This window comes from Sphingobacterium siyangense (assembly GCF_023277505.1).
Taxonomy (GTDB): Bacteria; Bacteroidota; Bacteroidia; order Sphingobacteriales; family Sphingobacteriaceae; genus Sphingobacterium; species Sphingobacterium siyangense.
The window spans coordinates 1580501-1604718 of the sequence record NZ_CP080574.1 but is presented as its reverse complement, the minus strand read 5'-3'; the positions used below and the strand labels follow the sequence as shown (position 1 = coordinate 1604718).

At 38.8% G+C, this 24218-nt stretch carries 20 protein-coding genes; 4 read left to right on the top strand and 16 right to left on the bottom strand.

Features of this window, described 5'->3' with window-relative positions; translation table 11 throughout:
• Window positions 1-53 precede the first annotated feature (53 nt).
• Window positions 54-959, top strand: a complete 906-nt coding sequence (lepB, locus tag K2F45_RS06480) for a signal peptidase I (RefSeq protein WP_248933195.1) — start codon at window positions 54-56, stop codon at window positions 957-959.
• Between the two features lie 172 nt (window positions 960-1131).
• On the opposite strand, the gene K2F45_RS06475 is transcribed toward lepB, so the two are convergent.
• Window positions 1132-1890 carry an NADAR family protein gene (locus K2F45_RS06475; protein ID WP_248933194.1) on the bottom strand — a complete coding sequence of 253 codons (759 nt, stop codon included), beginning with the start codon at window positions 1888-1890 and terminating at the stop codon, window positions 1132-1134.
• 115 nt (window positions 1891-2005) lie between these two features.
• Window positions 2006-2452 carry a nuclear transport factor 2 family protein gene (locus tag K2F45_RS06470; protein ID WP_112373538.1) on the bottom strand — a complete coding sequence of 149 codons (447 nt, stop codon included), beginning with the start codon at window positions 2450-2452 and terminating at the stop codon, window positions 2006-2008.
• Between the two features lie 244 nt (window positions 2453-2696).
• Between K2F45_RS06470 and K2F45_RS06465 the strand changes: the two genes are divergently transcribed.
• A complete protein-coding gene (locus tag K2F45_RS06465) occupies window positions 2697-3500 on the top strand; it encodes a type 1 glutamine amidotransferase domain-containing protein (RefSeq protein WP_248933193.1) in 804 nt (267 codons plus the stop codon).
• An 85-nt stretch (window positions 3501-3585) separates the two neighbouring features.
• Here the strand turns inward: K2F45_RS06465 and K2F45_RS06460 are convergent, their stop codons facing one another.
• From K2F45_RS06460 to K2F45_RS06415, 10 genes are all read right to left on the bottom strand, one after another.
• Window positions 3586-4203, bottom strand: a complete 618-nt coding sequence (locus tag K2F45_RS06460; protein ID WP_075991448.1) for a hypothetical protein — start codon at window positions 4201-4203, stop codon at window positions 3586-3588.
• 615 nt (window positions 4204-4818) lie between these two features.
• Complete coding sequence (locus tag K2F45_RS06455) at window positions 4819-7467, bottom strand: peptidase associated/transthyretin-like domain-containing protein (RefSeq protein ID WP_075991446.1); 2649 nt, start codon at window positions 7465-7467, stop codon at window positions 4819-4821.
• 21 nt (window positions 7468-7488) lie between these two features.
• Window positions 7489-8304 carry a GLPGLI family protein gene (locus K2F45_RS06450; protein WP_075991445.1) on the bottom strand — a complete coding sequence of 272 codons (816 nt, stop codon included), beginning with the start codon at window positions 8302-8304 and terminating at the stop codon, window positions 7489-7491.
• A 1090-nt stretch (window positions 8305-9394) separates the two neighbouring features.
• Window positions 9395-10105, bottom strand: coding sequence for an SH3 domain-containing protein (locus tag K2F45_RS06445; protein WP_248933191.1), 711 nt, complete (start codon window positions 10103-10105; stop codon window positions 9395-9397).
• A gap of 608 nt (window positions 10106-10713) precedes the next feature.
• A complete protein-coding gene (locus tag K2F45_RS06440; protein WP_075991442.1) occupies window positions 10714-10983 on the bottom strand; it encodes a suppressor of fused domain protein in 270 nt (89 codons plus the stop codon).
• Between the two features lie 311 nt (window positions 10984-11294).
• Entirely contained in the window at window positions 11295-11741 is a 447-nt protein-coding gene (locus K2F45_RS06435; RefSeq protein WP_075991441.1) for a nuclear transport factor 2 family protein, read from the bottom strand.
• A gap of 380 nt (window positions 11742-12121) precedes the next feature.
• On the bottom strand, window positions 12122-12340 hold the full coding sequence (locus K2F45_RS06430; protein ID WP_075991440.1) for a hypothetical protein: 219 nt from the start codon (window positions 12338-12340) through the stop codon (window positions 12122-12124).
• A gap of 44 nt (window positions 12341-12384) precedes the next feature.
• Window positions 12385-12792 (bottom strand): hypothetical protein, encoded by a 408-nt coding sequence (locus tag K2F45_RS06425; protein ID WP_075991439.1) that lies wholly within the window; start codon window positions 12790-12792, stop codon window positions 12385-12387.
• Window positions 12793-12878: 86 nt separating this feature from the next.
• Window positions 12879-13283 (bottom strand): hypothetical protein, encoded by a 405-nt coding sequence (locus K2F45_RS06420; protein WP_248933190.1) that lies wholly within the window; start codon window positions 13281-13283, stop codon window positions 12879-12881.
• A gap of 413 nt (window positions 13284-13696) precedes the next feature.
• Window positions 13697-14143: a nuclear transport factor 2 family protein gene (locus K2F45_RS06415; RefSeq protein WP_075991437.1), complete on the bottom strand. Its 447-nt coding sequence runs from the start codon at window positions 14141-14143 to the stop codon at window positions 13697-13699.
• A 342-nt stretch (window positions 14144-14485) separates the two neighbouring features.
• On the opposite strand from K2F45_RS06415, the gene K2F45_RS06410 reads away from it, so the two are divergent.
• A complete protein-coding gene (locus K2F45_RS06410; protein WP_075991436.1) occupies window positions 14486-14827 on the top strand; it encodes a hypothetical protein in 342 nt (113 codons plus the stop codon).
• Between the two features lie 432 nt (window positions 14828-15259).
• Window positions 15260-16078, top strand: a complete 819-nt coding sequence (locus K2F45_RS06405; protein WP_075991435.1) for a hypothetical protein — start codon at window positions 15260-15262, stop codon at window positions 16076-16078.
• 310 nt (window positions 16079-16388) lie between these two features.
• Here K2F45_RS06405 and K2F45_RS06400 read toward each other — a convergent pair whose 3' ends face one another.
• The 4 genes from K2F45_RS06400 to K2F45_RS06385 all read right to left on the bottom strand — a co-directional run bounded on the left by K2F45_RS06400 (window position 16389) and on the right by K2F45_RS06385 (window position 23991).
• Window positions 16389-17954 carry a DUF4832 domain-containing protein gene (locus K2F45_RS06400; protein ID WP_248933189.1) on the bottom strand — a complete coding sequence of 522 codons (1566 nt, stop codon included), beginning with the start codon at window positions 17952-17954 and terminating at the stop codon, window positions 16389-16391.
• Between the two features lie 44 nt (window positions 17955-17998).
• On the bottom strand, window positions 17999-19213 hold the full coding sequence (locus tag K2F45_RS06395; protein WP_075991434.1) for a SusE domain-containing protein: 1215 nt from the start codon (window positions 19211-19213) through the stop codon (window positions 17999-18001).
• Between the two features lie 123 nt (window positions 19214-19336).
• Window positions 19337-20977, bottom strand: a complete 1641-nt coding sequence (locus K2F45_RS06390; RefSeq protein WP_075994669.1) for a RagB/SusD family nutrient uptake outer membrane protein — start codon at window positions 20975-20977, stop codon at window positions 19337-19339.
• 17 nt (window positions 20978-20994) lie between these two features.
• Window positions 20995-23991: a SusC/RagA family TonB-linked outer membrane protein gene (locus K2F45_RS06385; RefSeq protein WP_248933188.1), complete on the bottom strand. Its 2997-nt coding sequence runs from the start codon at window positions 23989-23991 to the stop codon at window positions 20995-20997.
• Window positions 23992-24218: the final 227 nt, after the last annotated feature.

Below are 24218 nucleotides of genomic sequence, written 5' to 3'. Positions count from 1 at the left end.
TACGCAGGCAGTCAATCACCACCTAATAATTATATTATACCTATTATTCTTTTATGGAAGATCTAACGACAATTGATGTACCTCAGTCACATCCAAGAAATGCTTTTAAGGCAGCTGTATTTTCTTTAGTTTTTCCTGGCCTAGGGCAGGTCTATAATGGACAGATAAAGAAAGGCATTCTTTATTTCGCCCTAAGTTATTTAATTCCTGTAATTTTTGCTGTTACCCGTTGGGCAACCTCCTTTGCCGGAATGGTCATTTTTTTGACGATTGCCATTTCATTCCTTTTATTTATGGTAGTGGATGCTATAATAAATGCAAAAAGACAAAAATTTTACATCCTCAAACCTTACAACAAATGGTATAACTACGTATTGATCGCCATCTTTATCTCTACAACGACCTTAGTGTTTGATATAAAAAAAATGATAGGCATACAATCTTACATTGCTCAAACAACAGCCAATAACCCAACGATTCTGGAAGGCGACTGGATTATAACAGATACAAAAGCCTACGAAAAAAACACACCTAAAATTGGAGATCTGGTTACGTTTACGAAAGAAGATGGTCAGTTATTCATGTATCGTATAGTTGGTCTGCCAAAAGACACGATCTCACTTAAAGACAATATTGTATCGATAAATAACAAGCTAAGTAAATCCAAATTTATTGCAGACAGAAATATAGAAGGTATAAACTTTTCTGAATTGGAAGAGACATTTCCAAATGGACACAGTCATCGCATCTATAAAAGTAAAGAAGAGTTTGATGATGGTATGATGAATATGAATGATTTCGTTGTTCCGACAGATAGTATTTTTGTATTGGGCGATAGCAGAGATCATGCGCTTGACAGCAGATATATAGGTTGCATCGCTAAGAATCAAATTACAGGACAGATTAAATACAGTTATTGGGGTAAGACTGGGTTCAAAAGAATAAATATAAAATTCTGACAGGGAAGCACGCCACAGATATATAATTAGAAGAGCCCGAGTATACCTGATTGTCTGGTTTCAAAATTAGAAAAGCCACATCTCCCGACCTGGCCTTAATAAATAGATTATTCACTAGTGGTTTGTCTTTTTACTGGCAAACCACCAGTTGTAAAATTCCATTTATACGAAGTTAATAAAAATCCATCCATGAATAAGGAGGAGGATAGGTCAGTTGATATATCTTTTGTTCCCTTTCAGACAGATTATCATAATAAGTACGGAATTTGCTCAAATATTCCTCACCCAATCCCATTCTCCAAAACATATCCCTACTGTCCTTATCGGAAAACTTCGACCAAGGCGGTGGCATAGCGTTTTGAAGTGCTCGAAATTGTCCAAATTGACCTAGAAAATCTCGTACTTCCATCAACGCAAAGCCCAATAAATTTTGACCGCGCCAACAATAGATGTTTTCAATATCAACGTCATCTTGTGCAAGTCCAATACCCCAGATGGCATCAACGGGGCTTGCCTCAACAAGAACTCTATTTTCTGTTTTTAACAGGTATTCTGCCAGCGTCCAATGTTGATTAAACTTATGGATATTTCCGTTCCTAACGATCTCAAATTTGTGTTCATTCCAAATCTGATCATCATAGCCTACAACTTGCCTTCCCAACTCTTTGGCCTCACCTGGCTTAATACAGTTGATGATTTTCTCAAAATTCTTTTTATCATCAAAAAGCAACGCTTTTTGGGCCATCATCCAATGTTCCGCAGTCCTATAGGTAATATTATCTACTGTAAACGGACTCTCATACCATTGACTGAAAACAAATTTTCCAACATCCTGATTATGCTTAGCTGTATGCCCCCAAAAGAAGAGAAATTTGAAGCTATCTCCATTTTCAAATCTATCTGTTAGCCACTTGATAGTATATTTTACCATATGCTCAATTCAAAATTGATCGCCTATTATCCATCGACATACAATGATACGCAAAAAATTGAAGCCACATCTCTCGATGTGACTTCACAACTTATATATTTGTTAGGGATGGCTCTTATTTATACGAATTGATTGATTTGGATACTTTCCAGTCATTACCCACACGCTCCAGAGTGACAAGATCAGTCTTGGTGAAATCCTCAAATTTCAAAGTCACTTTAGCGATCATATAATCTGCGGATTCTTCTAAAATATCTGTGCTTACTGTACAGTTTAGCTTCTCTCCTTTTTGTTTTTTGAAGGATTTAACCACTTCGCTACGGCTGTTAGACAACGCATTGGTAGTTTGGATCTTTTGATTAAAATCAGCTGCAAATAACTGCTCTACGCCTGCTGATTCGCCCCCAGTCGTTACTGCAACATAGTGCTCTAAAGCGAAATCAGCGGTGGAAAGGTTAACGTTTGCTTTTGTTGCTTTTGCTCCAGGTCCTTCAGCTGCCATAGCGAAAGTAGATACTGCGATTAAAGCTGCTGCTGTGAATGTTTTTACTAATGCTTTCATAATGTCTTTATTTTATAGTGTTAGTTTTTCATCTAAATAATTTGTTCTTCAATTGTGATGAAGCTATTATGAGCATTTCCATCGATGCTCATGATGGTTTTTGTTCTTATTTGTTGACTCAAAACTACGACACAATAGGCCCCTAGCCTATCGGCTTTAGACTAACGATTAGGAAAACTCGGTGAATGGCGGAAATGGGAAGGTGAATTTTAATTATGTGATGTAGGTCACGTTAAATTACGATATGAAATCGAGAGATTTGTTCCAACAAAAAGAAAATCTCAACGATATGAAAGCAAAACAACTCTTTATACAAATAGGACTATTTTTGGCTTTATTCACCCTAATAATACCCCATTGCTATGCAACAAATCGAAAACCGAAAATTCTATTTGTAGTAACTAGTCACGATACAAAAGGTAATACAGGCGAGAAAACAGGTTATTATCTCGGGGAAGTCTCACATCCCTGGGAGGTTTTAACAGCGGCTGGATATGAGATTGATTTCCTTAGTCCACAGGGAGGGAATCCACCTTTGGATGGATTTGACCTGACTGATCCTGTTAACAAAAAATTCTGGGAGGATAAATACTACCACAGTAAAATCACCCATTCCCTTAAACCTTCTCAGGTAAAACCGGAAGATTATAAAGCCATTTTCTATGCCGGAGGACATGGTGCGATGTGGGATCTATCCTTCGATTCGACAATCGCAAAGATTGCAAGCAAGATATACGAAGCAAACGGCGTTGTCGCAGCTGTGTGTCATGGTCCTGCTGGCTTGATCAATATCAAACTGAAATCCGGTGAATATTTGATAAAAGGGAAAAAAGTCAATGGCTTTAGCAATGAAGAAGAAGAGCTTGTAAAGCTCAGCAATGTTGTTCCCTTTCTACTAGAAGATAAACTAAAAGCTATAGGTGGGATTTATGAAAAATCAGAACCTTGGCAGTCGCATGTCACCATTGACGGCAGATTGATCACTGGCCAAAATCCTCAATCAGCCAAGGCCATAGGCATGGCCATCGTCAAGGCATTAAGTAAGTAAGTAAGTAAGTAGTAAGGTATACTTCTCAAGATAACAACATTGGCCTTTGAAAAACCATAGGGTCTTTCAATATTATTGCGGAGAATCAACTCAAGAATATTATGATACGTAATATAATTAAACCAACAACAACTAAACAGATCATAAGTGGAGCAATGATGCTTCTCTTCTTATATTTTATTCCTTTCAAATATTGATCCCAAAACCCAAACTGCAATATGGCGGCACCTATTCCATACAACAAAATACCAGTGAATCTACTCTGATCAAAATAATCTTTAAATTCATTGTATACTAAAATTAACGCTAAGGTATAACCAAATCCAAATAGGAGTGTTGCCCATGCTTCTTTTTTCTTGGATAATGTGAATAAGTTAATCGCTAACAATATAGCGCCTGTAAATAATCCGAATAGTATACTAAAATACCATATTGCTTTTTGTGAATAGAAACTGACGGAAGCTTTTTCAGCATCTTCATCAATATCCCATGTGTTAAGGGATTTGTAATCAGGTTCCTCTTTTTTCCTTGATGCGATAAGTTGATTTATCTTAACAATTTCTGTTTCGGAAAAAAAATAGCCCCTTTTTTTGAGAATGTCGAAAGCCATTTCTATAGCTTCAGGGACTGATCGGGTATCTTCTGAAGTATACCGCAACAGGTCCTTATTGGATAGTTTTTCTAAGACTGATCTTTTTACCATAAACCTAATATAACCACACTACCAATTACAGTGATCACACTTTTAATATAAGGGTACTAAAATATTATTATCTGACAACAAATGTTTCCTAATCATCTCGCAGTTTAGATCTAATTTTCCATTGTAGCCGTAATTTCATCAAAGAAGTAAAATAACTGACAGGTGTATTAAGTTAATTTCATATAACATTGCAATAGCGATACAAAAATTAAGATATTACTGGCAATAAAACAATATACTATCCACTTAATTTTAAAGCCATAATAGAATAATCCCAATATCCATGGATTCCCAAAAAGATATATTCCAAAAATTTGAAAGCCATCAAATTTATGCCCTAAATGAAAAAAATCAGCCAATAACTGACTAAAACATCCTTTAATTGCCTGGTGCTCTATCGCAATAAAATTCGTCACGATCAAACAAACATAGGTCAGAATATAAATAGTTGGAACAACTTTTTTATTAATTTTCACTTCTTAAACATTTATTGATTTGTACGTTGTATAACTTGAAAACAGGTCCATCTACCACCTCACTGGAAGATATGAATTAGCTAAATTATCAAAGGTCATTTGAGAGCCTTAAGTTAACAAATTCTTTGGGAGTTAAACACTAGATTTTAAATCGCATTGCAATCAAAAACTGTCTTGGCCTGAGTTCGAAATAACTCTGTATAAGCTCATAATCTGAGGAAAATTGCTGCAGATAGTTTTTATTGTTCAAGATATTGGTTGCTGTCAGCTCTAAATCGGTACGCCAATGGCTTAGCCTGAACCGATAAGTTGCGTCCATAAAATACTGACTTTTTTGTGCCTTGACATTATTTGCATATAATGAATTGGACAAGGTGATCAAATGTCGATCATGGGGGGCAACTACCAGATTAAAAAAATGATTGTTATATAACAGCTCATTGCGCTGTCCAGCAGCCAATCTATTGTGGGTCCGCCCCATGGCAACCCGGTAATCTCCAGAAATTAACGCTGAAGACGAATTGATCAGCTCAAGTGTGAACGACTGACTGCTTACACGTTGCTTCACCAACTGCTCATTCAGCAAATAATCTGAAGTACTCCAACTGAAATTACCATTTAACTTTGCTACAGTTTTGATACGGACAAATAGTTTGGAAAGTCCACCAGTGATCCCATGCGACAGACTCTGCGCATTTTGATTAATAATACTGGTCGTGCTACGTCCCATACTATCCAATACTGTACTGAACATATAGTCACGCCAACTTTTTCTAAAATTATAACCCAGATTGGCAAAGCTTGCCTTCAAGGTGTTTTTATACGCATAATGTATTCCTGTACGCAGCTCTTCATTCTTAAGTAAGCGTGCATCATACTTTTGGATACTGCGATACTGACTGATGATGTAACCATTGTAGAAATTGTCGAGCCCACCAAAATTTCGACCTCCACTCAGGTTTGTACTGATCGTATTTTTCCCGTTAAACAGATAGCTCATCGAAGCAGAGGGATTCCAACTGCTCCGCAATTCATTTTTCAGACGCTGTTTGCCTTGCTGTTTGACATTATAGTAATATTGACTGAACGGTAGATTGAAACTGTATTTAAACTTGCGCACTTCTTTCCCAATTTGGAGCGCCATCCGCAGCTGCATCTGCGCGCTATTCATAGCATTGAAATAACCAGTATCCAGGACGCGAATATCATGCTGATCATGCAGCTCGATATAGCTGTTTAACGTACCGCTGTTGTAATTCAGGTTGATGCTAGGTGAAAAAGTCCATGTTTTGATCTTGCGCGATAAACTCAGGCCATTTTCAAAATTAAAGCTCTTAAAACGAACGATCTGTCCCATCTGATCATAGGGCATCCCGCCGTTGAGCAACGATTCAAACTGACCGGGATTGACCGTAAGACGTTGAGGCGTACTGTGCCACTCTAAAGTAGACGTGATATTGACCAACTGCTTGCCTATAAAACGGCCGAGTGAAAAGGAATTGAGAAAGGCTTCGTCTGAGAATTTTTTGTCCTGCTGTATAGGGATGTCTTCATTAAAAAGAATATTACCGGCACTGTTGTTCCAATGTTTACGATAATTGGTGCTGTTACTAAAAAAAACGTTTGACTCGTTCTTTTCGACCAGCATCCCAATATTCAACTCATCGATACCATAGCGATTGTCCACTACCTCCTGGTTGTGGATCACTTCGTTGTTTGTAAAATATTGTGTCGACGTTGTTCCTTGCAGTTTTCGATTATCGTGGAAATAAGAAAAATTACCTTTGACTTCCAAACCGTTCTTTAACTTTTGAATCATATTGCTGCTCATTAGAAAGATCTGGTTTTTCAACCATTTTTTCTGATCGAAACCCGGAGTGGCTACCTCCCGAATAGAGAGATAGGACGGTCCATCTGAAAAGCGAGATCGCGCTGTAAAATAACCAGTACCTGAATAGAATGGTTTTAACTGCTGTGACACGTCATCGCCAACATTGTTCGTCTGAAATGAATTGAGCATTTGAAAGGTCTTGGCAAATGTCATTGGTGTAATATTAGCATCCCAAAGCGCAGGAGCTGCTCCAAGACCTAGTTTACCGGTACCTGTTGTGGTAAATTTCTTAAGCTGTAAATTAAGGGTGGCGCGGTTTGAAAAGACCAACTTATCCAACATTTTGATGGGTTGATGATTTTCAAGGATCTGAACTTTCATAACCGCATCTGCTGGAAGATTTTGATTGATAAGCCCGTAACGTCCGCCCATCATGTCCAATCCATTGACCCGATACTGTTGAATAGGTTCGCCTTGATAAAAGATCTGACCGTTGCGCATCTCTACGCCCGGAAGCTTCTTGATGATATCACCTATTACACGATCTTGCGCTCCTGTAAAAGAAGCTACATTATAATTGATCGTATCTTTTTGCTTGTACACTGGCACATCCGACACCTTTACCTCTTGTATTTTCCGCACCTCACTTTTTAAAATATAAGCATAGTTTGCAGTCGCATTGGCAACATGTACGCTACGTTTGGCATAACTGAGATGATTAAAATCCAACTGTAGTGAATCTACATCGCTAACTTTAACAGTAAGTCTGAAGGCTCCACTAGCGTCACTTTTTGAAAAGTTCAACAAGGCTGCAGAACCGATTTTTTTATAAGACACAGTGACATTGGCGATCGGTTTTTGATTTTCGTCGAGTAATTTGCCTGTAATAATGGTTTGCGCAAAGGAATGGCCACCTATCCAGATAAATATGATGGTGAAAAAAAGTTTAGCTAGCATAGCGTCTATTTGCACATCTCATTAATGCCGCTCGATAGGGTTATTATCTGTTTTCATTTCTGCACGGATATTTATTTTACTTTCGTCAGATAATATAGCTCCGGTCAACAGCGCATATTCAATCATATTATCCCTTAATTTTTGCCTTTCCTTATAAAAATTAGCTTTTGTTGTCTTTTGGATAATAAGGTCTGGACGTAATTGATCGAAAGTGGCCGATACACTGTTTACTTTGCTTATGGAGGCCATATCGAATGTGAAATATTTATCCTGATCTGATATGGACAACACTAAACCGGGTAGTCCACAAAATTTATACGGACCATCTGAAATCGGTATATCCATGGTAAACCACGCGATCCATTTTCGCCCGCCCCAGTCCGTCGTCGCTTTTTGACAAACAAAATGGTTAATATGAGCAGTGTCAGGGCGTATTTCCCATTGCATATCCGCCTTATTTTCCTCATAGTAGGACAACTCATTATTTCCACTAAACCCCACGCCGTTTATAGGATCGTAAGTGGAAATGACATCTCCCCGTTTTACAATTAAAAAGTTATTGGGTACTATACGACCATAACTGTAGAAAAGCATATTACTGCCATGTTCGAGTGCCAATGCTGAATCAGCTCTAAATTTTGATAGGGTCTGAAAATGACTTTCTTGCTCACCGATCGTCAATTGTGTAAAAATACTTTTCCGCGAAGCACTAGACGTACTATCGTTCTGATAAGTAAACTTATACATGATCTTCATATCGAATGCCACCGGTTTGACCTGAGCATGAACGGTAAATTGAAATATTAAAAAAAACAGTGGGTAAAATAGTATTTTCATAATTAAAACGGATTCACTTGAAGAGGATTATAACAGTTTTGATAGGCCGTTCTTATTTGGTCCGATGTAGGGTTAACATTTAATTTAGCATACGTTACCTTAATAGGATCTAGCAAAAATGCAGAAGTATAATTTAGATCACTATTTTTACCTTTAAAAAGAGCAGATTTACCCATAAATTAAGCGTTTCGTTTGGTTAAAAAATTACAAATCATACTAACTAGCGTCACCAGAATGCACATTTACACTTCAAGTTATATATACATTACCGAATATTAAAATATTAAATCAAATCAATCGATTGCGTTATTTTAAACGGAAAATAATTTACGCAGAACCCACATTTCTGGTAAGCTATTTTGGTGATCTTCTTTATTTTCGATGTTGCAATAGTCTCCATATCTTTTACGATGCATCGTTTCGAGTTGACAAAAGAAAAAAAGCCACATTTCCCAAAGTGGCACATGAGTATGTTAGCAGCGGCTACATACACTTGCTTATAATTAAATTTTTGATTACTTTTAATTATAAAAAATTTTAAAAATGAAATTTTCTTTGATATTAATAGCTTTATTTTGGCTTATTAGTTATATAGTAGTGGTCGTTCAAATAGCTAAATCAAAAGGGAGAATACCTTTTTTGAGTATTATACTAATGTTTTTATTTCCTTTTTTATGGGTGTTTTTTGCACAACAACTGTCTCGTATCGAAGAAGTATCTAAGGCTAAGAGAAAGAAATATATCTAATTGTTATAACTTCTACAACCTAATAGAACATTAGGTTGTAGAAGTTTTTTAGTTCCCTCTACTTTCCCATATGTCGAATTGCCATAAAACGAGTCTTCTGTGATGAACTACTTGATGGATCGCTCAACTTTAGCATCGATGGCATTGTACAGTAATAATCTTTTTTATAACGATCTACATTCACTGATACGAAACCCACGCTATATTCAAATAATGTAAAATCAAAACGAAAAGGATAGATTCTTCAAAAAGACTTTAAAATCTTCATATAACGGTTGCTCTATGAAATACGATTTTGGGAGTTAAAAGCCAAACAAGAGTAATTTTACGATTATTGCTATTGCTAAAATGGCATTGTTACCAAGCGTGCTTTATATTTACCTTTTTTAATCTCAAATAAAACTGCATACCCACCAGCTCCATCGCCATTAACGGCAGTAATGTATAAAATATCATTCGAGTCATCATAGTAGCATGTTGCAAACTCGTTGTTTACATTAAATAAGTTTTCGATTTCCTTTGCTGGGATCTGAATAAATCTTCCCTTTATAGTAGCTTGAATAGAGGTGTAATGGCTTGTAGGGATTTCGCCATCTGTTCCCCAAACCTGCTGCCCTCTAAATTTGTCTACAACGGTATAGCCATCATATTGAGTCGATGAAAAATCATCTTTATTTTTTTCATAATCGAAACGATCGGAATTTATTTGCACGGTTATATCTTTTGCCATAAATTTTGCGCTGCCTTCATCAGCAAATACTATAGGGATCTGCTTATAGGATTCGATATATTTAATTCTTGAATTGTGTACATACCCAGTGAAGCTCTTGTTATGGTTGTCGGTATAATCAACAATTACCCAATCGCCGAACTTTTCATCAGGAAATGCATAAACAATTTTATCAGCAGCAATTTTTGAAACAACCGCACTATTCACTGTAGCTTGTTTCCTCACATTTACATAGCCGTCTTTGTCAATGATTTTTGCAAATTGAGCCGAGGCCAACTGGCATACTGTGAGAAAAAGTAGTACTAAAAAATATCTCTGATTCATTTGGTATAAAGTTATTACAGATAATATTTTGCCCCCGACTAATAAGATCTTGGACCATATGATCTTCCTTACGAGGACTCATATTTACGAATTTAATTGAAAGATAACAATCTCGCTACCTTTATATCACTTGTTGGTTAAAAAAAGTTTAAAATATATGCTCGGACTAGCTATTTATGCATTTATATAATGAAAATCCTTTTACCCGTTTTCTGCTGAAAAATCGCTAGGTTTAATTACTTTTTGTAGATAAATTTCATCACTAAACTATTCTAAATGTTCTTGCAGCAATCTTTATGTCGCTAGAAGTGGAAGCTGTTTTAATAGCAGGACAGTATTACCTATTATTAACTCATTCCATGAGATTTGAAATCATATTCCTCCTCCGTAATGGATTATTAATGATTTCCTGAATGAATAATCCCCAGTCCTGTTCCAAATCATTTAGATGGTCAAATGGCGCAGGATAGTTGAATTTTCAAACTCTTTGCCAGATTCTAAATCAAACAGTATATCGTTTAATTCAAAATTTCGTAGTAGTTTCATAGCTATCTATTTTTTAGAAAAATTGGTATTTTTGACTACTAAATCCCGAGATATTATTTCATTCAAACCAACGTGTCCCTGAATGGATCTAAATAATTTAATCCTCGTTCTTCAAATATTTCCTCAAGCTTTTCGGCACCATTTCCCTTTTTAAAAGCTACTTCCTCCTCGGTGATAGGCAGTAACCAATAGAAATGGACTGATTTATTGTTATCAAAGGTAAGAATTTCAAGTTTGGGTCCGTCGAGATAAGGCAGCGCAATAAGGCCATAAGAACAGGGAGAATCCATGCGCCATCCTCTTCCCCACTTGATGGTATGCCAATGTCCCAAACTACTCCAATAAAACTATTTCAATATAACCTTTATCCTTACAAAACGGCAACAAGCTTCATTTCGACAAGAAGATTTAATATAAAAATTGGTTTAGTACAGTGAAAATCCAATAGTTTTTAAAAACATTGAAACAATGGGAAACATAAAAATTATTGTACAAATAAACGCTAAGAGAAAGCGTCTGATGATAATCAGGTCTTTTGACGTAAAAAAGCCAGATTTCACGATCTAGCTTCTAAACTAAACTTTAACATATGATTCACTAGTGGTTTGTCTTTTATTATTGGCAAACCACCAGTTATTGGATACTACTTATAAGAATTGATCGATTTGGATACTTTCCAGTCATTGCCTACACGTTCCAAGGTAACTAAATCTGTTTTGGTGAAATCTTCAAATTTCAACGTCACTTTAGCGACCATATAATCAGCTGATTCTTCTAAGATGTCGGTGCTTACTGTACAGTTTAGCTTTTCGCCTTTTTGTTTTTTCAGAGATTTAACCACTTCGCTACGGCTGTTAGACTGCGCACTGGTAGCTTGGATCTTTTGATTAAAATCAGCTGCAAATAACTGCTCTACTCCTGCTGATTCGCCTTCTGTAGTTACCGCTACGTAGTGTTCTAAAGCGAAATCTGCTGTAGAAAGGTTAATATTAGCTTTTGTTGCTTTTGCTCCAGGCCCTTCAGCTGCCATAGCAAATGTAGATACTGCGATTAGGGCTGCTGCTGCGAATGTTTTTACTAATGCTTTCATAATGTCTTTATTTTATTGTGTTAGTTCTGTTGTTCTTACTGTTGTTCTTACTTGTTGACTCAAAACTACAACACAATAGGCCCTTAGCCTACGGGCTTTAGGCTAACGATCGGGAAAACTCGGTGAATGGCGGGAATGGGGATGTAAATGGATAACTTATGGCTAAGTTATGCCCTTTTTAAATTTTGCAACAAAGTATTTATCTGTAGATGAAAGAATTATAAACTTCCGCCTGCCAAACCACTTCGATTTCATTACCGCTTATGATGTCGATAATATTATTTACATTACCTATAGAATAGTGTTTCAGATCCCAATCTGAAAACATTTCTTGACTTTCTCTACGAAACCAATCTAATAGTCTGAATTATCCGATACCACTAAACCTCTATACCTGGGTGCTCATAGAGGCCTCTTGATCTTGCACCTTCATCTGTCACTTGATAAGACATCACACCTTTAAATTTTAAGATTAATATTCGGTCATCTTTCATTTCAGCCAGATGAATCTCTATGCTACCACCGTTGTCCGTTAAATTAACAAAATAAAGATCATTTGGTGGAGGAGATACTGGATCCCATTTTATAAAATTGTTCATAACTATTGATACCTGAATTTTGTTCCTTTTAATTTATTAACTGGTTAACTCACTAACGTTTTCACCTCTTCCTTACTTAACCAGCGAAATGTAGCAGGTTCATCCGAAAGCACCTCAATTGCATTTTCTAAATTATAAATAACGAAATGTTCAATATTTTTTCTTTCTAAAATATCATAGCTGCCCTCAATAACTGAATCCAAATAAGCCGAGCATGTAGATCTTGCAAATCCTCGAAAATCGTCGTTCTCGTTAACCATCTTCATTAGCGCCAAGTCGATCGTAACTTTATACGAAACAAAATACTCAAATTTTAATTCGAGAATTTGAGTGTGATCAACTAAGTTTTTTAAAAGAATAACTATTTCACTGTATTCCACATACATTTTATAAAAAAATAAATCTTGAGGAAGGAATAAATCAATAGCCCATTTTTCATATTTATCTTTCATCGTGTAGTATCTAAATTTTGTTTCTATTACTTTTTCGTCCAAATTCAATATGGGGCCGCTGATGTTAGTCCTACAGGGCCATCTGACTACCTATCCAAATTTTCAATTTCTTTTTTGAAATTAGCCAATAGAAAATAAAATCGAGTTTTCAATAGCTCACTTTTTCTTTTATTATCCATAACAATTTCATTAAAATAGATCGCATCAACCCAAATATTTAAATTATTAGTATTCGTTTCGAGCATAAAATCATAGGCCTTTTCGATATCCGACAATTCGAAACTTGAATATATATCCTCAGATTTGGATAATTGCATAGCGCTCAATAATAGCTGACTTAACCTTGAATCCATTTTATAGCAATTATTCAATTGATCAAAATTTTCCAGGAACGACAGGTCGTTACCAACTTCACGCTGAAGTTGATTTAATGCTTGGGATAAAGAATCTTCAAAACTTTTTAAAGCCAGTAGGTGCTTTTTAATATCCATTACTTATTCTTTTTTACGCCCAATAATCTAATTAACTGACCGCTCTATTTTTTTACAATATGATCGGCCATAGTTATGACTCTTGAGATTCTAATCTTATTTTATTTCCGGTTTATACCATGGTCGACACTGAAGATTTTCGAACAATATCGGTACAATGATCAGTTCCTATTAAGCCCAGTCCGATTAAAGTATACTTTTCTTCCATCAATTACTATAATCTAGCGACCACAGGCTATTTGCACGAAATCTCAGCACGAATGGCGAATACCTAAAGTTAATTTAAAAGTTTCATACTTGTATATCAGAAAAAAAGCCACATCTCCCGACGTGGCTTTTAAACTTAACTTAAATAGATAATTCACCAGTGGTTTGTCCTCCACCCGAACTGACAGACCACTAGCTATTAGATTTTATTTATACGAATTGATTGATTTCGATACTTTCCAGCTGTTACCCTCGCGCTCTAAGGTGACCAGGTCAGTCTTGGTAAAATTTTCGAATTTCAAGGTTACTTTAGCGACCATAAAGTCTGCTGACTCTTCAAGGATATCGGTGTTTACGGTGCAGTTCAGCTGCTCTCCTTTTTGCTTTTTCAAGAATTTAACGATTTCGCTACGGCCATGACTTTGCGTATTGGACGCTTGAAACTTTTGGTTAAAATCTTCAGCAAATAGCTGCTCTACACCTGCTGATTCTCCCGCAATGGTTACCGCAAGATAGTGATCCAGTGCCAAGTCTGCTGTGGAAAGATTAACGTTTGCTTTCTCTGATTTCGAACCTGGTCCTGCAGCTGCCATAGCGAATGTTGATACGGCGATTAAAGCTGCTGCTGCGAATGTTTTTACTAGGATTTTCATAATATCTTTTTTATAGTGTTAGTTCTGTTGTTCTTATTTGTTGACTCAAAACTACGACACAATAGGTCCCTGGCCTATGGGCTTTAGACCAACGCTCGGGAAAACTCGGTAAATAGCCGAAATCGGGAGGTGAAAATATGTACGAATACCAAGTCTAATTTTTGAGCGGCTTTCAGTTTACTGGGAAAACTAAATATCAACTAAATAAGCGCGAATATGAGATCAACTCTCACGAATACGAATCGCTCAGCCTAGTACAATTTCTTGTGATTACTTTTATTCTCAGATAATTAAAACATGCCCAAAAGGCATACATTATTTAACAAATAAAACTTAAAAACAATGAAAAAGTTATTGATGAGTTTGGTAGCCCTAGCTGCGCTATCGACAGCGGCTTTTGCAGGCACGGACACAAAAGCACCCAAAGAAAATGCAGAAGTAAAAACAAGTACTTCGGCAGCACCCGAAACCACCAACAAAGTTGAAGTTACCGAGTCAACAAAAGAAAGCAATGCAAAATTTCTAAGAAAATGTGTTTACACGCTAACAGTCTACAATACTAGTGGCCAAGTGATTGACACCTTCACTTCGCAAACCTATGTTGAAAATTCCTGTTCAGGATTCTTCGACAACTGCAGAACGATTTACAGACATATGCTTGCCCAGGGTGAATTAGGAATATAGTCTGCAACTTATATTTCATTCGAATTATAAGTACTGTAAAATAAGCGGGGCCAAGGCCCCGCTTTGTATAATACCTCAATCATTTCCTACAAGTTAGCAGCTAACCCAACAGGACTATGCTCAAAGATTCCAGCCAATTACAATGCTTTATTTGCTCCACTGAGTAATAAAATTCAACAAAACCACTTCAAATCTGCTGTTGTTCTTACTATACAAAACGGCTACTAGCTACATTTCAAAAAGAAAGAATCAACATAAAAATTGGAATCGTACGGTGAAAATTCAATAGTCTCTAAAAAAGCAACCAACGCTTAAGCCATGATAGGGAAAACTCGAAAAATAGCGAAAACGAGCGTTAAAAAAAATACAGTACTACGCAATAAAAATACTACTACCATTGATTAACTTTAGTGAATATTAACAAATTCAAAAATGAATTACTATTTTACATTATTATTTTTAGTTGCTTTGCAGTACGTTAACGCACAGGAATCCTTTGTCTTTAAATACCTTCCTCAACCACAATTAAAGTACGAGACAACGGGTATATATCAAACCAAAGCAGCAGGCAAATTGGAGGGACTATTCCCCTTTACAATGAATCTGGAAGGAAATAATAAGGTCCAATCGACCACCGCTACAGGCGCAGAAGTCAAGCAGATAATTCCCTATAAGACAGAAATACTTTTTGTAGAGACTAGCATGAAATTTAACGAGCAAATAACTCCATTAAAGGCTCCGCTAAGTGGCTCTACGATATATGGCTATTACGATGAAAATGGCAAAACAAAGATTGATTCGATCGTAAACAACACGCTAGATTCCCTGGAAAAACAACATTTAAAAACCGAAATGGAACAGAATCAGTTTGAAGATAAAACGCCAAATAAACCAATGAAAGTTGGTGATTCAGTTGAAAAAACAGAAACAGTGGCATTTCCAGTCTTAGGAGCAGATCAACAGGAATTTTTGGTAAAAACCAAATACACCCTACAAAAAATTGAAAATGGGACTGGCTATTTAGATGCTACGCAAACATTTCAATTAAAAAGTCCAAATGAGCAGATCGAAGTCCTACCCAACAGCAATGGTTCAGGAAAAGTCGAATTTAATATCAAATACACTTACGTAAGCAAAAAAGTAACAAGCGCTAATCTGTACCTCAAAGTCAAACAGGATGGATATGTCATGTCCTGTATAATTTCGTCAAATAACTCTGATATCACAACCGCCTCTTCACTGATACGATAGGCGGTCTAAATCATCTTGCAAACTAGATCAAAGTTTAATCGCTATTGTTTCTGTCAATTCTATTGAAGCTATAAAAAGAATACATTACAGAAACCATAACTTGTTTCCTCAAATTTCAGCTACATATAGGCCCATAACTCGCGACTTAGCATATAAAAATTGGATAATAAACCTACAAAGAGGGCGCAAAAGGATCATAAAAATTACTGTACAAGTACACACTAAAACAAAGGGCCTGATCAATTATCAGGCCCTTTTGACATAAAAAACATCCGATGATTTCGCTTTTGATCGAGAGTCATCAAGAAATTTATTGTACTTGTACTTTCAATAGTTTTAACCATCCTGAATCAGTTATATCGCCATTTACGGCAAGCCTTATTCCCGGCTGATTTTCATTTGTTGTATCTACAATGGCGACGGCCCAGCTATAGTTTCCAGCAGCTACATCGACATTAGCTTTCAACTCGTATGCGACTGGATTATTCTTAAGCCAGGTGGAAGGTTCTCCTTTATCATCAACAAAAACTTTTTTCACCCTGTTTTCTTCGTCCAGGAGTGCAAAAGCTACTTTATATTTATAATTCCATTGAGGAATATTATTCGGGAAATACCCCCAGCCCATATTCCGCCAGCGGTGGTTAATTGTCGTTTCAGTACCCGAATTGACTTTCTCCGGTAAATAAATACGATCGGGATATAAACGATAGCCACCTTCAGAAATAAAACGCTGGCATAAGGTAAAAGATTTGGTGAACCAGCTTTCAATTTCACCGATACGGAAATCCATCATGTTTACAGCAGCTTCCAAGGAGCTGTCAAATTCGCCCTGCCGAACATCTTCGGGATGGTCTTGCCTGTATTTACCGCTTGGATCAGTCCAGTAACGGTGTGTACCAGTCGTAATCCAACCACCTTCCATAATAATCGGGCGTTTAAAATTCCAGACCTTGGCAAAATTCTTCTCCCAGCTTTGATAATAATCGGTCATTCCAAAGGCATCCTGACGCAGGCTGTACCCTTTATTGATCATCTTATTCAATAGCTTCTCCGAATTAGGATTGGGAGCTCCATTGCCCGCAGGGTCGCCAACTAAGCGGTGATAATTGATCAGCAAGGGCACTTTTGTAAAGTTCTTGGAATACACATCTGAAATCCAATCAACAACTTCTTCTTTGATCACCTCAATATTTTGGCCGGAAGGATTATTAGGATCTTCGTAAATGACGCTATGTCCCTCACCCCACAACCCGAGTCCATAAGCATCGACAAAGGAGGTTTTATTTAAATCATTAAAATCCTTCGCCAACTCTTCGATCAGCTTGCTATAATATTTCCGAAAAACAGGATCTTGCAGCACGGGTGTTTTTCTATCCGGAAAAGAAGCATTGGCAACATAATACTTGGCGCCTGCATCGAAAACAAACTGCGGCGTATTTGCTCCTTGATCGCGACCGTCGACGACGATACGAAAGGCGATTGGCAATCCTTTATCTTGTGCCCCTTTGATCATTTTATAGATTGCCGTGCTGGGATCCCTCCAGGCATATACGCCATCTACAGGATTAAAAGTTCGCCAGCTGGTACGGATATAACAGGCAGATGCATAGTCAATTGCTTTGACCGTTTTACCTAAGTCAGGTACATAGAATTGGGTGTCCCAATAGGAAGGAGTCCCCGAAGCTGAAGCATACATGACCCAGCCATTTAAAGGGTTACGAAACATGGAACTGCGGTTGTAGCTGGGTTTCACCAAGGTCCCTGCTATATCTTTTTCGCTATCAGCACTATCTTTCTTGCATGAAACCGCTAGAAAGCAAAGCATGATAGCAAATGCGCTGAGGCAGGCTTTTTTATAGTTTATATTGTTTTTCACTTTCAGAAATGTTAAAGTTAATTTAAATGCTTTGATACAATTGCTTACCGTTTTAGCCCCAGAATTGTCATGTTCCTTAGATCAAAAATCAGCACATTGGTCGTGGCAGGAATGGTGAAATAAGAATTTCGGTTGGCGCCAACGGTACCTCCGCCCAATTCTGCAACTTTTCCTAAAGTAAGCGTCAGGGTCTGAGCCACACCTTCAGTCGTAGGCGGAGCACTAAAAGCATAAGCCAGGTTTTTGTTATTACTGTTGTCTCCGGTCACGATAAACTTGGTGGTCCCGACTTTACCCCCGGTATAGACCAAAACCTGCGGATCCGCCAAACTTACCTGACAATCCATTTTTACCGGAGTTCCCCAGCCATTGATACTTCCGTGCATCCACAAATCCGTCACCGTGGTCGTATAAGGCTGGTCCCCTGTCCATGTCACTATTTTAGGAGCAAGTGCTTTCGCTGGAGAATAAATGGTTGCTGTCGCTTTTTGCATATTGACCACAACGCGATACTCGCCCGCAGTTGCTATTTTCCAGGAGAATACGTTTTCTCTCATTTTGATGCCAACGGCATTTCCATCGTTTAGTTCAGCGCTTCCATCCGAGGTAACAACATAATTGGTTTCACCGTTAAATTCGACCGGAATTTCCAGTTCGCCAGGCTGCAAATTCAATACATAAGCATACTGATCCAGATTTTCCAATGTTTTTGGCATCTCCACCTTGCTCCCGCCAACGGCACTTCCGCTCAAGAACACTTTATCGGCATCAAAAACAACCGTCTTGATCGGATTTACTGTAATTCTTACGGTACGTACTTCGGGTGCCTCAAAAGTAGCACCGCCCTCCCATTGTGCAACGACTCTAAACTCCAGCGTAAAGCTCTTATTTGCTGGTATGCCCCACTTTTCATTTGCCCAATTTTGTAATTGTTCGGAAGTAAAGCTTCTGCTCAATACGTTATCGTCTTCATAGTTAAATATGGCTGTACCGGTACCAAAATTGTTCCCCACCACATCTAACATCGTACTGTAGCTGACCAAATGATCATCTGACTGTACCCTAGCGGGCTTCCAGTTAAATGTGACGATATCTTTGGTCAAATTGACCTCGTCCAGCGTAATGTTTTCCGACGAAGGCTGAAGGTCCATCGTTTCATTGACTTTGGGTATATCCTGAATTTCCTGTTTGCAGGATAACTGGCAAAGTACCATGCTTAAGAAAAATAAGGTTTTGTATAAATAATTGATGATTTTCATTGATTTATAGTTTTGCTAACGTTTGGATAGAATCATGCGCTTGACTAGCGCAACTGCTTTTTTGTCATCAGATGGGAAAGCTGCCGAAAATACGATTAGGATTCGGACAGCCTCCCATAACCATTAATTATAACCCGGATTCTGCGGGAACGGTGCCCCTGTATTGGCATCCCTGATCACCTGTGGAATAGGCCATAAGATATTGTTGTCCGTAATTTTATCCTTGATCGCATTATTATATTTTTTGACCCGCTCCACCAAAGTATTGGTACGCACCAGGGTAAATCTTCTGCTTTCTTCACCAACTAATTCACGGATACGCTCATCGAGCAGGAAATCCATATTCATCTGAGCGCCGGTAATTTCGGACGCTCCAGCTCTTTTCCGCACTTCATTGACGGCTTGGGCAGCTTTATCCGGCATATTTTGCCCCAAATAGGCTTCAGCAAGCAACAGATAGGTTTCAGCCAAACGGAATTTCATACGATCTTTATAACTACCGGTCAAACTTAAATTTTCAGTACGTCCGTAAAAGAATTTTGTAATCGCTGGAAATAAGCTTTTTGTCGTAAACCAGGTCTGTTCGGTAATATTGGCTTTTTTACCATATAGCGAGGTCTCATTCGCGTTGTTGTAATACCAGTTGCGTTTAATGTTATAACCTGAATTACGGATATCATTTGCTTCGAAAATACCAGCGACATTGCCTGTAGCATTGGTACCTGTGGTGCCTACCCACCACTTCATTGGCACTAATTGTGCAATACCACGGCCGCCCAATGTGTCAGCCAAAACAAATCCTGTAATCGTCGAGTAATTTGGTATCCAAGCCCTACGCGTCCAGTCATCCGAATTGGTACCACCACCGATCGTGTTAAACTGGAACTGCAATACCCAGATACTTTCTTTATTGCCACTTTTTCTATTTTGGTTATTTTCCAGAAATAAATCGCTAAATACATCGCCTGGTTTGCTGCCATTTACGCCATATCTGTTTTTCATAAGGTTATAATACCCACTATTGATGACCGCCAATGCGGCCTTTTCTGCTTCGGCATGATTGCCCTGCAATAGGTAGATTTCGCTCAGCAAATGACTTGCGGCCCATTTGGTCAGCTTTCCTTCTTTTACGTCGTCCGGATTTGTAGGCAGGTTATCCACCGCAAACTTCAGGTCGTCTACCATGTGGCCGATGACTTCGGCCTTTGGTGTACGGGTAAAATTAAGCTGAAAATCATACAGGATAGTTTCTACATAGGGTACATCGCCATAGAGATAAACCAAGGTACGGTAAGCATATGCCCGAAAGAAGCGGGCTTCAGCCTGAAAACGTGCTTTATCTTGGGGCGTATCCCAATTGGTATTTTTTTCGGAATAAACCAGCATCAGGTTTGCCGATGAAATGAGGTTGTAAGCCCAATTCCAGTAAGTACCCACAAACCGTTCTGAGGCAGTAAGTGTAAGGTTTGCAAAAGCCGTCAGTGAGCCATCGCTATTAATGGCATCGGCGATATCTGTAGATACCTGTAAAGCTTCATATGGGCAGGCACCATTATGGATGAAGGCGCCACCTTCGCCATAGGTATTGTATTCTGAACGTGTGAGTGTATACAAACCAGCACTCCCCACCTCGAAACCGTAGGTGCTGGTATAGGTATTGGAGGGGGCCAGTTCGGTTTTTAGCTCTTCTTCCAGAAACTTTTTACAGCCTCCTAAGGTGAACAATACGATAAGCCCTAAACTTGTTGTGATAATATTTTTCATTTTCATGTCCTAATCGATTAGAAGTTTACATTTAAGCCAAACATATACGAACGTGCCGTCGGATAGGAGGCCATCCAGGTGTTGTCGTAATTGAGGACCTCTCTGATATTAGAAATCGTATTCAGATTGTTGACGCTGGCGTTTATATCAATACCATTTACACCGACCTTTTTAGCAATTTTGTGTGGCAATTTATAACCAAAGGTGATGTTCTTCACCTGTACGTAGCTCACCTTTTTATAGTACCCGTGCCCCAATGGATTGAGATAGCCGGGTGAAACGATCGTCGCATTGGGATTCTCCGGTGTCCAATAATTGGCATCGTGTACATAGTTGGTAATCCCGAAAGTCCAGGCCCCAAGATTGGCCATGTGATCATCGCGCCATACATCAAAAACCCCGGTTACCAACGCAGATGCATAAAAATTTTTGTAAGAAAACCGATTGGCTAAAGATGCTGTATAGCGTGGATTTTTAGATCCGATGACCACCCTGTCACTCGCTTCTATCTTGCCGTTCCCGTCGCGGTCGTACAGCTTGGCAGCTCCGGGTGCTGCCCCATCCACAGTAATGGTTTCTCCATTTTGCCATACACCGATCATTTTATAATCGTAGAATACTCGTAATGGCTTACCAATAAACCAGTTGTTGGCAATATCATCGATACCATCCCCCCTCAACTCGACAATTTTGTCTCGGTTTAAGGAAAACACAGCGGTCGTATTCCATTGAAAATTTTCCCCTTTCACGTTCGTCGAGTTTAAGGTGACTTCAATACCTTTATTTTGGGTGGCGCCGATATTGTCCCAAATGCGATTATACCCGTTCATGATAGGTACAGTGCGGGTCATCAGTAAATCTTTCGTTTTTGAGATATAGGCATCGATAGTTCCTCCCAATCTGTTATTAAATAACTGAAAGTCCAGCCCCAGGTTGGTCGAATAGGTGGTTTCCCATTTCAGATTAGGGTTGCCCACACCATCACCGGCCAAATAGGCTGTCGTAACGGCAGTACCATCATCGCCCCAGATATATTTTACATTGGAGTATAAGCGGTCTAACGTGCGGTATGGTGTAATCGCCTGGTTACCGTTGGCACCATAAGAAAGGCGGATTTTCAGCATGTCCAGCCATTTGGCGTTATCTTTCAGAAAACGTTCCTCCCCGATTTGCCACGCCGCCGCTGCGACAGGAAAAAATGCATATTTATTGTTGATACCAAATACCGAGGCTCCATCTGTACGTCCTGTCAGGGTCAATAGATACTTGCCTTTGTAGGCATAATTTATCCGGCCCATGTATGACAGCATCGCAGATTCCGATAAGGAAGCGCTGTTGGAAACAAGACGGCTGGCCGAACCGATCATAAAGTATTCGGTATCATCGGTTACAAAACCTGCACCGCTCTGGGCTGTTGACCAGCTTTTCGTTTTTTGCATACTGAATAAACCCGTCACATCAAAACGATGATCGCCGATCTGCCGCTCGTATTTGAGCAGGTTCTCCCAGGTATAATCGTTATAATTGGAATTGTTAATGGAAGCACTACCTCCGGCCTGCGTACCCTGATCCCTGCCTTCAAAAGTATTGCGCCCGTAATAGGATCCGGTAAATCCGTTCCGATAATTATAACCAAAATTTGATCGTAAGGAAAGACCCTCCACCGGCAGCAAAATATTGGCATAGCCAGAAAGAAAGAAGTTGTTATTATACCTATCCTGAATCGCATTAACGTTGCGCATCGGATTGACGATCAATGAATACTCCATGGGCTCGGGCACATACTTCCCCGATTCGTCTTTATAGCTCCCATAAGGACTTTGTTTTATGGCATGTTCCAAATTTGGCGTAATACCACCGTCGCTTTTCCGGGTATATTGCAGGCCAACACCAGTGGTTAACCATTTATTAAAAGTCTGATCCACATTTGTGGTAATATTTAAACGGGACAACTTAGAATTGTATACCACACCCTCTTGATCCAAAGCTGCAAGGGCAGCCATATATTTTGTATTCTCTGTACCACCGGAAATGCTCAGCTGATGATCCATGGTCATGGCTTTTCGAAAGACGTAATCCTGCCAATTGTTAGTAATGCCTTTCGCATAATTACCGCGCTCTGTTACGCTAATAATATCCCCGGCGATAGGATCTAATAGCGCTCCAGTATAGCCTTGCCTAATTCGGGCAATATCTTGTTGAAAGCGGATGTATTCATTTGGCCCCATAACATTGATGCGTTGCATAGGCTCGGCCATGCCGATCAAACCTTTATAGTTTACCTGAGCTCTACCCAGCGCCCCCCTTTTGGTTTGTATCAGAATAACCCCATTGGCCGCACGCGAACCGTATATGGCCGAAGCCGAGGCATCTTTTAAGATCGAAAGGTTTTCGACGTTGTTGGGATCGATATCTGCCAGGGATCCGCTGTAGGGAATACCATCTAAAATAATCAACGGACTATTGTTGGCCGATATCGAATTTTCACCGCGTATCAACAGGGTCTGTGATGCTCCCGGCGCAGCCTCGCCGGTCGTAATGGAAAAACCGGCCACCTGCCCCACCAAGCGATCCATCAGGTTTGAGGTAGATACCATGCTGAGCTGCTCTTTTCCGACCACAGCCAAACCTCCTGTTAAATCTTTCTTCTTGGCTGTACCATACCCTACGACCACAACCTGATCCAGGACATTATTTCCTGACATCTTCACATTGATGATTCCTGATGGATTGACTTTTAATTCCTGGTTATTAAAACCGATGTAGGTAAAAAGTAGCGTAGCCGTGCGTGGCGCCAGAATGGTATAACGGCCATTTGCATCTGTCTGAACACCGGTTTTCGCCCCTTTAATCATGACCGAAACACCCTTAAGTCCTTCTCCTGCATCATTGGTGACCTGACCTTTGACATTTATTTGATCTGTTGCTTGCGAATAAGCATAATTAGCCGCCACCACCGATAGGGTAGCACTCATTATCCAGCTCCTGAGCCAGATATGTATCTTTTGTATCATTGATTTATAATGGTTAGTTTAAAATTTACTTGCGTCCTTTACTTTCCCTTTCTCGTAAAGAATATGAGTTTAAAATAGGTCTGCTTCAATAGGCTTGGATTTTTAATTTAAATTTTGTGATACATACTATCTCATTGCTGCAAATGCATGCGCAATGCAGACGGCAAGACTTCGTTTTCGTCCTTATTGACGAAACCTAAAATTCCGTTGCGCGTTGCTATTGATTT